Genomic DNA, 14080 nt, shown 5'->3' with positions numbered 1-14080 from the left:
CCAAGCGAACAACCATAAAGACCGTTATCGAGTCATCGATAACGGTCTTTTCCTATTGCTCCTAAAGAGTGTGATGTTATCTATACTTGCCCCAAAAGACGATCTTTTAGGATCGTCTTTTTTCGTTTCGCCAAAGATTCATCCTCACGCTTTTTCGCAATCCTCTAAATCACCATAATGAGGCAGCAGTTCCCTGAGCGCACAAGCAAAATTTCCACACTGAAAAATTAGGCTTTACACAACCAAGACACTAGTGTACTATTTAACTATAGCACCGATACAAAAAGGAGTGGATCTAATACATGAGCGGAAACGATTCAAATAAAAGGACAACGAATATAGAGAATGCCTCAGGGGAATGGGTTGATGGAATCAGTGGATCGGCCTCCACCAATAGGAAAGATGCCAAGCAAGGTCCAGTCGTTCTGACGGTTGAACAAGTTACCAAAACGATTGGCAAGAAGAACATCGTCGATGGGCTGTCCTTTGATATTCATCGCGGTGAAATCGTTGGTTTGCTTGGACCGAACGGCGCGGGCAAAACAACAACCATTCGGATGATTGTAGGGTTAATCGAGATGACCCATGGCGATGTACAGGTAAAAGGGCACAGCATCAAGAAGGACTTCGTTCAAGCCGTCCGGCATATCGGGGGCATCATCGAGAATCCGGAATTCTATCCGTACATGAGCGGTTATGACAACCTGAGACAGTACCAGCGGATGTCTGAGGGAGTGACGATCACGAGAATCATGGAGGTTGTTAAGCTTGTTGGGCTCCAGGATGCCATACACAAGAAGGTGCGTGCTTATTCCCTGGGAATGCGCCAACGGCTTGGAATAGCGCAGGCCTTGCTGCATAATCCATCCATCCTTATTCTTGACGAGCCGACGAACGGCCTGGATCCAGCCGGTATCCGCGAGATGCGGGATTACTTGAAGCAGATCGCCAAAGACGAGGGAATTGCCATTCTCGTATCCAGCCACCTGCTGTCGGAGATGGAACTGATGTGCAGCCGTGTGGTCGTTATCCAGGAGGGTAAATTCGTAACCGAGCGTTCTATCGGGGGGACAGTCGTTAATGAAGAATTTACTACGGTAAGCTTCCGCGTGAATGATGTGGCCATGGCTGAACAAACGATTAGACAATTGCAAAATATCACATTGCGGAGCACCCAACTGGAGGCAGGAATCATTACCCTTCAACTTCAGGAAGAAGATATTCCTTCGCTGATCCAGTCACTGTGTGATGCACGGGTACGGATATACAGGGTAGAAGAGATCAAATCGTCGCTTGAAGAAGAATTCTTGAAATGGACAGGAGGCAACCGCATTGCGTAGCTTTGGAAATCTCGTCTGGAATGAATGGCTCAAAATGTTTAAGAAACGGAGCTTCTTCCTGCCATATGCGCTTTTGGCCGGAATGGTGGTCTTCACGGCTTTCTTGCTCTATAAGTTTTCCGGTGGGGGCAGTACCGGTTATGAATTTGCCGAGATAGCTGTAACAACCAAGGGAATGGGGCAAGTGCTGACCCTGCTTGCCATTGTCGTGACGGCAGGAGCCGTAGCGAAGGAACACAGCATGGGAACAATCAAATTGCTGCTTATACGCGCACAGAGCCGCACCACAATTTTGGCATCAAAATATGTGGCTGTATTGATTTACATCTTAACACTGGTGGCCTTCATGTTTGCCGTAGCCGTGCTGACAGGTCAAATTACGTTCGGCATGGATGTCGGCTCCGTTACGCTTGGCGATGTGCTCATTGGAGCCGTGAACAACCTGGTGTATACGATCGTTTATGTAACGCTAACCTTTATGGTAGGCATTCTAACGAGATCTACCGGTCCTGCAATCGGCATCGGCATGTTCATGGTCATTATGGAAAGTATGGTGGTCCAGCTGCTTGCGCGTTACTCCTGGTCTAAATACCTGCTGTTCCTGAACGTGGATCTTTCCATGTACAATGGAGGCGCAAGCTCTCCGATTCCAGGCATGAGTTTAACATTCTCAATGATGATGCTCGCTGTATATCTCCTCTTGTTTCTTGCGATAGGCTTTGTTACGTTTAAAAAACGGGATGTCGCATAAGGGACCTGAGTTCGAGGTAGAGCGGCGGAAAGGAGCAACCCGACAGTGAGTATAGAATTCGACAATAATCTGCCGATCTATTTACAGATCATGACGTATTTAAAGAAAGAAATCATCATCGGCAAACTGCAGCCCGGTGATAAAATCCCATCGGTTCGAGAATTAGCGAGTGAGCTTCAAATAAATCCAAACACGGTGCAGCGAACTTTTCAGGAATTGGAGCGTGAGGGTATTGTGGAGACGCGGCGTGGATTGGGTCGATACGTGACAAGCGAGGAATCCAAAATTATGGAAATTAAAAAAGAAATGGCAGGCGATCTGCTGGAACGCTTTATTCGCGGCATGCAGGAGCTTGGCTTTAAAGATCAGGATATCATATCGATCGTGGAAGATGCTGTGAAGCATCCATGATCCATAGCGGAGGTGAATTCATGGTGGAGAATCTGTTACAGGTAAAAAACGTGACCAAAACGTATGCCGGTGGCCGCAGAGCGTTACATGATGTTAATCTGGATATTAACGGTGGAAAAATCATTGGTTTGCTGGGCACCAACGGCAGCGGAAAGAGTACGCTAATGAAAATTGCCGCTGGGTTGATCCAGCCCACAACGGGCGGCGCTTATGTGAACGGCAAGCCGGTCGGCCTGGAAACCAAAGCCGTCGTTTCCTTTATGCCGGATCGGCCCGTGACGGAATCCTGGATGAAGGTATCGGATGCAGTGGCATATTTTAAAGATTTTTATGAGGACTTTAATGTGGAGAAGGCACGCAACATGCTGGAATTCATGAACTTAAAGACCCATGACCGCATCAGCTCCTTATCCAAAGGAATGAATGAGCGCCTGCAGTTATCATTGGCCTTGTCCCGTGAAGCGCAGCTGTATATGCTGGATGAGCCGATTGGAGGAGTGGATCCGGTAGCCCGGGGCAAAATTTTGGATGCGATTGTGGAGTTCTATAACGAAGACAGCAGCATTATCATTTCAACCCATTTGGTCCGGGATATTGAGCGGATATTTGATGAAGTGATCTTTATTCAGGGCGGCGAAGTCGTTATGCATGACGAAGTGGAGAACATCCGCCTAAAACACGGAAAAAGTGTAGATGAGATGTTTAAAGAGGTGTATGCGGAATGATAAAACTGTTCAAATACGACTGGAAGAGAAACTCAACGACGCTGCTCGGCGCCTTTGCGATCCTTCTCATCGTTCAGATTGCGGTCACGGTAGCAGGCTCGATAAGAGATTGGGAGCTTGGAATAATGTTGGGTCTTAGCATACTGGCTTATGGCTCTGTGAGCGTTCTGCTTCTTGTGGTCACTGCCAAGAACTTCGGCTATAACATAAAGGCATATCACCGACGTTTACTCCCCGTACATTCCGTGTGGAATGTGGTTTCATCACTTTTACTGGCATGTGTAAGCTTGCTGGTACTTGGGATATTGATGGCTCTGCATTTATGGTACTACTTGAACGCAGCGGACATTTGGGAATATATCAATTTCGCTGATGTTCCCGTTTCGTATTATGTCGGGCTTGCCCTGCAGATGGTATGGAAATTCATCTATTTGATGATTGCGATATTTTTTGCAATTACTGTGTCCAGGAGCATCACCAAGAAGGGCAGTACATGGATCGGCATTCTGGTGTTCTTCGTATTGCAATACGTACTTGGCTGGCTTAGCCAAATGCTTTTCGGAGAAGAGGCCGCGTGGGTAGGACCTATGGCTAGCATTTCGTTTGATGAGAAAGAGGCAGACCTTACGGTATCGACCGTGCAGTATACATTAGCATGGGGGGCACTTGCTTTTGAGGTGATATTGGCCGCCTTGATCGTGTATGCAACGGTCTACCTCATCGACCGGAAGGTTGAGGTTTGACCAAAAGAGATACTTGGAATCTGGAAGACAAATCAATAAGATTTAAACTATGACGAACAAAGAGACTGCCTATCGAGGGCAGTTTTTTTGCGTATGGAAGGAGATAACAGCGGGAAAACAGAACTAGAACATTACCCCTAGCCTTTCTGAGCAAGAGTGGAACCCTCCATTAAGATCATGTGGAATAGGGGATAAATACGTAACTATGATTTAAACATTATAACGTTATATTCACGTAGCGCTCGTTCTGTGCTATGCTATAATCACGACACTCAACTTACACAATGTTAACTGACGAATAAGAGGATCCAAGCTGGTCCGGCAAGGCTGAAGGAGTGAAGCTATGAAGATATTGGAACAGCGTTTTATTATTCGCAATGTAAAGTCGGTCCATGATGATGAACCTTTTGACATTGTCATGGAGAACGGGTTCATAACTGAAATAATGGATGCGAACACGGCCCAGGGTGCCAACAGTTTTGATGGTACGGGTCTGTATGTGTCCAGCGGCTGGATCGATATGCATGTCCATGCGGTTGCCAAGCTGGAGCCTTACGGAGATGCCATCGACGAAATCGGCGTGAAGCAAGGGGTTGCCACCATAATCGACGCAGGAAGCTGCGGCGCGGATACGATTGGGGAACTGGCAGCCGAGGTTGCAAGGTCCAAGACGAATGTGTTTGCTTTTCTGAATATTTCGCATATCGGTCTGCAGCGGGTCGACGAGTTGTCCAGTCTGGAATGGATCGATGCCGAGAAGGCGACAAAGGCGGTAAACACGTATCCGGATCTGATCATTGGACTCAAGGCCAGAATAAGCAAAAGCGTCGTCAGGGACAATGGAGTAGAACCTCTTCGACTCGCAAGAAAATTGTCGGAGAAAACGTCACTGCCGCTGATGGTACATATCGGGTCAGGGCCCCCTCCGATTGAGGAAGTATTGAAGCTGCTGCAGAAAGATGACATTATTACTCATTATTTGAACGGGAAAGCCAACAATTTATTTGATTCGGACGGGAAGCCGATCCCTGCCCTGGTGAAAGCGATAGCTCGCGGCGTTCATCTGGATGTGGGCCACGGAACGGCCAGCTTCTCGTTCTTGGTGGCGGAGTATGCCAAGGCCCAAGGGATTAAGCCGGACACGATCAGCACCGATATTTATCGCGGGAATCGCATCCATGGCCCGGTGTACAGCCTGGCTAATGTCATGACGAAGTTCCTGTATTTGGGGTACAGTCTGCAGGAGGTGGTCTCAGCGGTAACGGACCATGCAGCAGCATGGTTGGGCCGTCCGGAGCTTGGCCGAATTCAAGCGGGCGATGCCGCTCACCTCACGCTGTTTGCCCTGCAGCAGGGCACTATGAGTTTAACGGATTCCGAAGGGGAGACCCGAATCGCTGATCGATATATCGAAGCCAGAGGAGTGGTTGTCAATGGATCATTCATTACATGCTAAATACGGGTTGAAACGCGTGGTTAATGCCAGCGGGCGCATGAGTATTCTTGGCGTATCGGCGCCGACGGATACCGTCATGGAAGCGATGCGGATCGGCGGGCAGAGTTACGTGGAAATCGCGGATCTGGTAGATAAGGCGGGCGATTACATGGCGCGAATCTTAGGTTCCGAGGCTGCGGTCGTTGTCAATTCCGCTTCCAGCGGAATCGCGCTTTCCGTGGCTGGAATCGTCACTGAAGGCAATCGCAGACGCAGTGACCGACTGCACCAGGAGCCGATCGCGAAGAACGAGATTATCATGTTTAAGGGACATAATGTGCAGTATGGTGCACCTGTTGAAACGATGGTTTATCTCGGGGGCGGCAAGGTCGTTGAAGTTGGGTATGCCAACGAAGGGCGCAAGGAGCATATCGCAGAAGCAATTAATGAGCGTACAGCCGCCATTTTGTATGTGAAATCCCATCACTGCGTACAGAAAAATATGATTTCGGTGGAAGAAGCGGCAGAAGTGGCCCAGGCACATGGACTTCCGCTGATTATCGATGCTGCTGCCGAAGAGGATATCCAGAAGTATGTGAAATACGGGGACCTGGCCATATACAGCGGATCCAAGGCAATTGAAGGCCCGACCTCCGGCATTGTCGGAGGCAAACGTCAATACGTCGAGTGGGTAAAAGCGCAGCTGCATGGTATTGGGCGCAGCATGAAGGTAGGCAAGGAAACGACGTTTGGACTGCTTCAGGCGCTGGACGAGTATATGGTGAAGGAAGATAAGAGTGAGCAGGAGAAAGCGGCACTGGAGGAAATGAAATCCTTATCGAAATTGCCGGGCATGGAGGTGACCATTGTTCAGGACGAAGCGGGAAGGGCGATCTATAGGGGGCGCGTGAAAGTCGATGAAAATGCGGCCGGGGTTAGTGCCAAGTCCATGAACGATCAGCTACGCGAAGGCGATATTGCTGTGTACACCAGGGATTACGGCGTTCGACAGGGGTATTTTGATATCGATCCTCGCTCTCTTTCCGGGGATGATTTGCAGGTCATTATAACGAGAATACAGCAGATTGCAGGGGGAAACTAAGATGGCAAACATGGAGAAACGTCTTTATAGAAATCGCGCGGCACTGAACGTGCTTGCAGGCAGCATTCAGAACGCGAAGGAAATTTTTGAAGCTTCGGAAGGGCATGTGCTGGTCGGCGTATTGTCCAAAAATTATCCGAATGCACAAGAGGCCGTTATTGCGATGAAGGAGTACGGCGCCGTAATTGAAGATGCGGTATCGATCGGATTGGGTGCCGGCGATAACCGCCAGGCTGCGGTGGTTGCCGAGATAGTGAAGAGCTATCCGGGCACGCATATCAATCAGGTGTTCCCGGCGGTCGGTGCTACACGTGCCAATCTGGATGGCAAAGAAAGCTGGATTAACAGCCTCGTGTCTCCTTCGGGTCAAGTGGGCTACGTGAATATCTCAACCGGACCGGTGAGCGCTGCCGGATCGGACAAAGCCATCGTACCTGTCAAAGCGGCTATCGCGCTTGTGCGCGACATGGGCGGAAATGCACTGAAGTACTTCCCGATGCAGGGCTTGAAGCTGGAGGATGAGTACCGCGCGGTAGCGAAGGCATGTGCGGAGGAAGGATTCGCGCTTGAACCAACTGGCGGGATTGATAAAGAGAATTTTGAAGCCATCGTGCGCATCGCATTCGAGGCGGGAGTGCAGCAAGTCATTCCGCACGTGTACTCCTCGATTATCGACTCGGCAAGCGGAGATACAATCATTAGTGATGTTCAAGAGCTGCATCGCAAGCTAAAAGCGCTGGTTGATCAATATGCCTAAGACGATTGCCGCTTATGGCGAAGTGATGATGCGTCTTCAAGTACCGGGATATGCTTCCTTGGCTCAAGAGAGCCATCTGAATTATTCCTTTTCCGGCACGGGGGTAAACATCGCCTCGGCTGTGGCAAGGTTCGGTCATAACGGTTATCTGGTCAGCACGCTGCCGGATAACCCGCTTGGCGAAGCGGCGGTTTCCTACCTGCGCAAGCTTGGCATCGATACTTCGCTCATTAACCGCGGAGGCAAATATGTGGGCATGTACTTTCTGGAGAATGGCTTTGGTGTCAGACCCGGACGCGTGACCTATACGGACCGGCTGGGCAGCAGCTTTAACACGGCAGAGGATGCGATGTACGATTTCGGTGCGATTGCCCAAAAGATAGACATGGTCCACTTTTGCGGCATAACCCTTTCCATGAATGACACGGTGCGAGGTCAAATGAAGACACTGGCTCGTGAAGTTAAAGCTAACGGGGGAACCGTCGTGTTCGATTGCAATTATCGTCCCTCTTTATGGGGAACAGGCCGCTACGAGTTTGCCAAGCCGCACTATGAGGAAATGCTGTCATTGGCGGATATCGTCTTTATGAATGAGAAGGATGCTATCTATATCCTCGGCATGGAGACGACCCGGGAGGATCGGAACGAACAGCTGCAGGAGTTGATTCCGAAGGTGGCAGCGAAGTATAATATTACGGTTGCGTCGGGTACCCACCGCAAGATCAACGGGGATAACACCCATTCCCTGCAAGGCTATCTCTACACGGATGGAGCGTTTCATTTTTCCAAAACGTTAACGTTTTCCGTTCATGATCGTATCGGCGCGGGTGATGCTTACGCCAGCGGGGTGATCCACGGGATCTCGGAGAGTTTTGAACCGAATCGGACGGTTGACTTTGCCGCAGCTGCGGCAATGCTTGCCCATACCGTTACAGGGGATACGCCGACGGCGAACGAACGCGAAGTGCTTCAGGCAATGAGTCATCATATGTCTGACGTGGAAAGGTAGGAGAAGCATGTCGATCACGCGGAAGAACGGTCCGTTATACTTGCAAATCAAGAAGATCATAAAAGATCGGATTCTGCATGGGGAATATCCACTTGGCTCCCATATTCCTTCCGAGCCACAGCTGGAGCAGGAATTTAACGTTAGCAAAATGACGGTCCGCAATGCGATCCAGGAGCTGTATCAGGAAGGATATGTAGAAAAGCGGAGCGGGGTAGGAACGATCGTGACCCGGAACACTTCCTTCTCCAGGCTTTCCAAAGGCAAGCTGTTTACCGAAATTCTGGTCGAAGAAGGACACCAGATTCGGAAGCGTCACCTGAAGACGGAATGGGTGCTTAATGAGCCGGATAGCGAATTGTTCTTAAAATTCGGGGAGCGGTGCCTGCTGATTGAACGATTGTATTTACTGGACGGCAGTCCTTTTATTTACTACACGCACTACGTGTCATCCCAAGTGGATATGGGTGAAGAGTTCGGTTCCAACGAACTACCGTCTCTCTATGACCGCATCGAGGAAAGTCAAATTACGCTTGAGAATTTCCGCGACCGTTTCCTGGCAACCGTGGCAAATGAAGAAACTGCTTCCTTGCTTGGAGTAAGTGTAGGCTCTCCGTTACTGAAGCGGCTCAGAACCTCTTATGACGGGACAGGCAGCATCATTGAATACAGCATCGGTTATTACAATACGGAGCTGCAGCACTACTTGATCAGTTACGACGCTTAAAGATTGACGCGATACAGAATTATGATATGGAGAAGTGGCCTTGAAACCGGTTTTCACCGGTATGGAGGCTGCTTCTTTTTTGTTGTCCTTTGTATGAATTGTTCTTGAAGAAGAGGCTATAAGCGATCAAAGAACTGGGTACAATAAGAATATAGGCATAGCGCGATAAATTGAGAAGTACCTCTTGGCAAAATGAAAAAATGTGCTATAATGAAATCAAAGTCAAAGAAAGTCAAAGTCAACGAGAGGGTTCGCTGATTTTGATTATGGTTAAATTTTCGTATAAGCAAGGCTCTGTGCGGACGTGTAAGATCACTATCCGTCTTAACGTTTCAAACAGTGGAGGATGAACAGACCAATGCGTAATATCTCTGATATTATCGAACAATACCTGAAGAGCATACTGCAGGAAAGTCCGGAGGGTACCGTTGAAATTCAACGCAACGATCTGGCGGAGCAATTTTCTTGCGTTCCTTCCCAGATTAACTACGTGATCAGTACACGGTTCACGCTGGAGAAGGGCTTTCTTGTCGAGAGCAAGCGCGGCGGGGGCGGGTACATACGCATCCAACGTATCGAACTTCCCCAGCATACTGCACTCCAGCAGCATCTTCATCATACCATTGGCAGCATGATTGACCAGACGGTGGCTGAAGGATTGATTTACCAGCTGGAGGAGTCCCGTTTTTTAACGAAGCGGGAGGCCAGCCTGATGCGGGCCGCCATTTCAAGGGAGTGCCTGAATGTGAAGCTTCCTTATCGGGATGAGCTGCGTGCAAGGATTATGAAGGCGATGCTTATTTCTTTATTAGGTAAGTGAGTCTGTGTAAGGGGGCATCGGAATTATGTTATGCCAAGAATGCGGTAAACGGCCGGCGACACTGCATTTCACCAAAATTGTGAACGGGGAGAAAACGGAGTTTCATTTTTGTGAAACCTGTGCCCGCGAAAAAGGGGAATTGATCCCCGGTACGTCGAATGGTTTTTCTATACACAGTTTGCTGTCAGGTCTTCTGGATCTGGACCCTTCAGGCAAGGGCCAGAGCCCCGGTGCAAAAACGGCCCAGACGCTGCAGTGCGAAGAATGCGGTATGACGTATTCCCAGTTCAGCAAGCTTGGCCGGTTCGGCTGCAGCTCGTGTTATAAATATTTCTCGGATCGATTGGATCCATTGTTTAAGCGAGTCCATGGGGGAACATCCCATGTCGGCAAAGTGCCGAAGCGTACGGGTGGCCGGATTCAGATCAAACGCCAGATTGATGAGCTTAAGAAGGAGCTTCAAATTCGGATCGTTCAGGAGGAGTTTGAATCGGCTGCTCAGATCCGGGACCAAATCCGTGAGCTGGAGCGGAATATGGCTCAGGGATAAGATTGTAAGAATTTGCACTTTAGTAGGAGGAATGCGTGATGTCTAATCTCCGGTTTACCGATTCGGCGCTGAGCGAGTGGATGCGCGGAAACGGTCAGGAATCCGACATTGTCATCAGCACCCGTGTCAGGGTGGCGCGCAATCTGCAGCATCTTCCTTTCCCGCTGCTGGCAACCGATCAGCAGTCAGGAGAAGTGCTAGAGCGCCTGACGAATGTGCTGAAGAATAAGGACGATTTGCAGGATTTCGGGGATTTACATGTAATTAAATTAAGTGAGATTGATGAACTGGATAAGAAGGTTCTTGTTGAGAAGCATCTGATCAGTCCCAATCTGGCGAATGAATCCCGAAACGGTGCAGTCATCCTTACGGAAGATGAATCCGTCAGCATTATGATCAATGAAGAGGATCACCTGCGCATACAGTGTTTATATCCCGGATTTCAGGTTCGTGAGGCATGGGCACGTGCGACGGCGCTGGATGATGTTTTTGAATCCGAGGTCGATTATGCATTTGATGATAAGCGAGGTTATCTTACCAGTTGTCCGACCAATGTCGGAACCGGCCTTCGCGCATCGGTCATGATGCATCTGCCCGCTCTTGTTATGACACAGCAGATTAACCGGATTCTCTCGGCAGTATCGCAGGTAGGCTTGACTGTAAGAGGGATTTACGGCGAAGGCAGCGAAGCATTAGGCAACCTGTTTCAAATCTCGAATCAGATTACGCTCGGTCAAACCGAGTCGGAGATCATTGAGAATCTGCACAGCGTCGCCCTGCAGATCATCGAGCATGAGAAGAATGCCAGAGCCCGGCTCTTGGGTGAATCCAAGCTCCGGATTACGGATCGGGTTATGCGCTCCTATGGCATACTCTCCTATGCGGCGGTGATGGATTCCAAGGAAGCGGCCCAGCGTTTGTCCGATGTTCGGCTTGGCGTGGATCTCGGCCTCCTGGAAGGTCCGGAAATCCCGGTCATGAATGAACTGAATGTGAAGACGCAGCCTGGCTTTCTGCAGAAGACCTATGGAGAGGGCATGACGCCTTCCGAACGCGACATGTACAGGGCTAAGCTCATCAGAGAAACATTGGGTAACCATTAAGAATTTATACTCGTTTTACAGTTGGATGACGGTTTAAGCGTCCTATTGCTGACGATACACCGAAATCCGCGAGGTTCAATATATTAATTGAAACGTGGAGGTGCAATACTATGATGTTTGGCAGATTTACGGAACGTGCACAAAAGGTGCTTGCATTGGCTCAGGAAGAAGCGGTACGACTGGGGCACAACAATATCGGCACAGAACATATCCTGCTGGGCCTTATTCGTGAAGGAGACGGCATTGCAGCCAAAGCGCTGATCGGACTTGGACTTGGTCTTGAGAAGATTCAGGATGAAGTCGAAACATTAATCGGACGCGGACAGGAGCAGCCTACCAATATTGCCTATACGCCAAGAGCGAAAAAGGTAATTGAGCTCTCCATGGACGAAGCTCGTAAGCTTGGTCACACCTACGTTGGTACTGAGCATATTCTGCTGGGGCTTATTCGTGAAGGTGAAGGGGTTGCCGCACGCGTGCTGAACAACCTGGGCATTAGCCTGAACAAAGCCCGCCAGCAAGTGCTGCAGCTGCTCGGCAGCAGCGAAGCGGTATCGAGCCATCATGGCACGCCGCAAAACGTAAGCACGCCTACACTTGACAGTCTCGCTCGCGATCTGACCGCCATTGCCAAAGAAGGCAACCTGGATCCTGTCATTGGACGCAGCAAAGAAATTGAGCGCGTGATCCAGGTACTAAGCCGCCGTACGAAGAACAACCCGGTGTTGATTGGTGAACCAGGGGTAGGTAAGACGGCGATTGCGGAAGGCCTGGCACAACGTATCATTAACAATGAAATTCCGGAGACACTGCGTGACAAACGCGTCATGACGCTGGATATGGGCTCAGTTGTTGCCGGTACGAAATACCGTGGCGAGTTTGAGGATCGCCTGAAAAAAATCATGGATGAGATTCGTCAAGCGGGCAACATCGTTCTGTTCATCGATGAGCTGCATACCTTGATCGGAGCAGGCGGTGCAGAAGGCGCCATTGACGCTTCCAACATTCTTAAGCCATCCTTGGCACGCGGAGAACTTCAGTGCATCGGAGCAACCACACTGGATGAATACCGCAAATATATTGAAAAAGATGCTGCCCTCGAGCGCCGTTTCCAACCAATTACGGTGGACCAACCGTCGCCTGAGGAAGCCATTCAGATTCTGTATGGACTGCGTGACCGTTATGAAGCGCATCACCGCGTGAAAATTACGGATGAAGCGATCGAGCAGGCTGTGAAATTGTCAGACCGCTACATTACGGATCGCTTCCTGCCGGATAAAGCGATTGATCTGATTGACGAGGCTGGTTCAAAAGTTCGCCTTCATACGTATACCATACCGCCAAATCTGAAAGATCAGGAAGCGCATCTGGAGGACATCCGCAAAGAGAAAGACGCAGCTGTCCAAAGCCAGGAATTCGAGAAGGCTGCAGCGCTGCGCGATACGGAGCAGAAGCTCCGCGAAGAACTAGAGATCACGAAGAATCAATGGAAAGAAAAACAAGGACGTACCGATTCCGAGGTAACGCCGGAGGATATCGCCGACGTTGTCGCCAACTGGACGGGTATTCCTGTAAATAAACTGAAAGAAGAAGAGACCGAGCGTCTTCTGAATCTGGAAGAAATCCTCCACAGCCGCGTGATCGGTCAAGAGGAAGCGGTCAAAGCGGTCAGCCGTGCGGTTCGCCGGGCACGCGCAGGCTTGAAAGATCCGAAGCGTCCAATGGGCTCCTTCATCTTCCTGGGTCCTACCGGGGTAGGTAAAACCGAACTGGCACGCGCTCTTGCTGAAGCGATGTTCGGAGATGAGAATGCGGTTGTCCGGATCGATATGTCCGAGTACATGGAGAAGCATTCCACGTCACGCCTCGTCGGAGCGCCTCCGGGATATGTAGGTTACGAGGAAGGCGGTCAGCTGACCGAGAAAGTACGCCGCAAGCCGTATTCCGTTGTCCTGCTCGATGAAATCGAGAAGGCGCACCCTGAGGTATTCAACATCCTGCTTCAAGTGCTGGAAGACGGACGCTTGACCGATTCCAAGGGCCGCGTGGTGGACTTCCGGAACACCCTGATCATCCTGACCTCCAACGTGGGAGCGGAAGCGATCAAGAAAAACTCTACGCTTGGATTTACTGCGGTGACGGATGCAGGCCGCGATTATAACAACATGAAAGGCAAAGTGATGGATGAGCTCAAGAAGAGCTTCCGTCCCGAGTTCCTGAACCGGATTGACGAGATCATCGTGTTCCACTCTCTGGAAGAGAAACACATTGCCGAAATCGTGACATTGATGTCCGACGAGCTGCGTAAGCGTCTGAAGGAATTCGAGGTGCATTTCGAGCTCACAGACAAAGCGAAGGCCTTCATTGCGAAGGAAGGATATGATCCGGCCTTCGGTGCCCGCCCGCTGCGCCGAGCTATCCAGAAGCATATCGAGGATCGTCTCTCCGAGGAGCTGCTGAAAGGTACTGTGGCCAAGGGTGATTCGCTCGTAATCGATGAAGCAAATGGCGAGCTTGTGGTGAACAAGAACGAAAGCGTCACTGCCGCATCAGTCGAAACTGAATAAGTGTAACTTCAACCCCCGCTGGAATGAAATCCAGCGGGGGTTT

At 50.0% G+C, this 14080-nt stretch carries 14 protein-coding genes; all 14 read left to right on the top strand.

Annotation, left to right across the window (positions count from 1 at the left end; translation table 11 throughout):
• Positions 1–302 precede the first annotated feature (302 nt).
• The 14 genes from DP091_RS26965 to clpC all read left to right on the top strand — a co-directional run bounded on the left by DP091_RS26965 (position 303) and on the right by clpC (position 14037).
• Positions 303–1340, top strand: coding sequence for an ABC transporter ATP-binding protein (locus tag DP091_RS26965; RefSeq protein WP_113061176.1), 1038 nt, complete (start codon positions 303–305; stop codon positions 1338–1340).
• A complete protein-coding gene (locus DP091_RS26960) occupies positions 1333–2091 on the top strand; it encodes an ABC transporter permease (RefSeq protein WP_113061175.1) in 759 nt (252 codons plus the stop codon). Before DP091_RS26965 ends, DP091_RS26960 begins: the two co-directional genes overlap by 8 nt.
• 45 nt (positions 2092–2136) lie before the next feature.
• On the top strand, positions 2137–2502 hold the full coding sequence (locus tag DP091_RS26955) for a GntR family transcriptional regulator (RefSeq protein WP_113061174.1): 366 nt from the start codon (positions 2137–2139) through the stop codon (positions 2500–2502).
• A gap of 20 nt (positions 2503–2522) precedes the next feature.
• Positions 2523–3227 (top strand): ABC transporter ATP-binding protein, encoded by a 705-nt coding sequence (locus tag DP091_RS26950; RefSeq protein ID WP_113061173.1) that lies wholly within the window; start codon positions 2523–2525, stop codon positions 3225–3227.
• Positions 3224–3970, top strand: coding sequence for a hypothetical protein (locus DP091_RS26945; protein WP_113061172.1), 747 nt, complete (start codon positions 3224–3226; stop codon positions 3968–3970). The genes DP091_RS26950 and DP091_RS26945 overlap by 4 nt, the downstream gene beginning before the upstream one ends.
• Positions 3971–4322: 352 nt before the next feature.
• Positions 4323–5426: an amidohydrolase/deacetylase family metallohydrolase gene (locus DP091_RS26940; RefSeq protein ID WP_181469930.1), complete on the top strand. Its 1104-nt coding sequence runs from the start codon at positions 4323–4325 to the stop codon at positions 5424–5426.
• Positions 5404–6507 (top strand): DgaE family pyridoxal phosphate-dependent ammonia lyase, encoded by a 1104-nt coding sequence (locus DP091_RS26935; protein ID WP_113061170.1) that lies wholly within the window; start codon positions 5404–5406, stop codon positions 6505–6507. Before DP091_RS26940 ends, DP091_RS26935 begins: the two co-directional genes overlap by 23 nt.
• Position 6508: 1 nt before the next feature.
• Positions 6509–7264, top strand: a complete 756-nt coding sequence (gene dagF, locus DP091_RS26930; RefSeq protein ID WP_113061169.1) for a 2-dehydro-3-deoxy-phosphogluconate aldolase — start codon at positions 6509–6511, stop codon at positions 7262–7264.
• Entirely contained in the window at positions 7257–8273 is a 1017-nt protein-coding gene (locus DP091_RS26925; RefSeq protein ID WP_113061168.1) for a sugar kinase, read from the top strand. The genes dagF and DP091_RS26925 overlap by 8 nt, the downstream gene beginning before the upstream one ends.
• A 7-nt stretch (positions 8274–8280) precedes the next feature.
• Entirely contained in the window at positions 8281–8997 is a 717-nt protein-coding gene (locus tag DP091_RS26920) for a GntR family transcriptional regulator (protein WP_113061167.1), read from the top strand.
• A gap of 358 nt (positions 8998–9355) precedes the next feature.
• Positions 9356–9817 carry a CtsR family transcriptional regulator gene (locus DP091_RS26915; protein WP_071221042.1) on the top strand — a complete coding sequence of 154 codons (462 nt, stop codon included), beginning with the start codon at positions 9356–9358 and terminating at the stop codon, positions 9815–9817.
• Between the two features lie 25 nt (positions 9818–9842).
• Complete coding sequence (gene mcsA, locus DP091_RS26910; RefSeq protein ID WP_113061166.1) at positions 9843–10367, top strand: protein-arginine kinase activator protein McsA; 525 nt, start codon at positions 9843–9845, stop codon at positions 10365–10367.
• A gap of 38 nt (positions 10368–10405) precedes the next feature.
• Positions 10406–11470: a protein-arginine kinase McsB gene (gene mcsB, locus DP091_RS26905; protein WP_113061165.1), complete on the top strand. Its 1065-nt coding sequence runs from the start codon at positions 10406–10408 to the stop codon at positions 11468–11470.
• A 110-nt stretch (positions 11471–11580) separates the two neighbouring features.
• Complete coding sequence (clpC, locus tag DP091_RS26900) at positions 11581–14037, top strand: ATP-dependent protease ATP-binding subunit ClpC (protein ID WP_071221039.1); 2457 nt, start codon at positions 11581–11583, stop codon at positions 14035–14037.
• Positions 14038–14080: the final 43 nt, after the last annotated feature.

Source organism: Paenibacillus sp. MDMC362, assembly GCF_003269305.1.
Taxonomy (GTDB): domain Bacteria; phylum Bacillota; class Bacilli; order Paenibacillales; family Paenibacillaceae; genus Paenibacillus_AQ.
The sequence above is the reverse complement of the archived record's forward strand: the minus strand, read 5'-3'. Positions and strand labels throughout refer to the sequence as shown.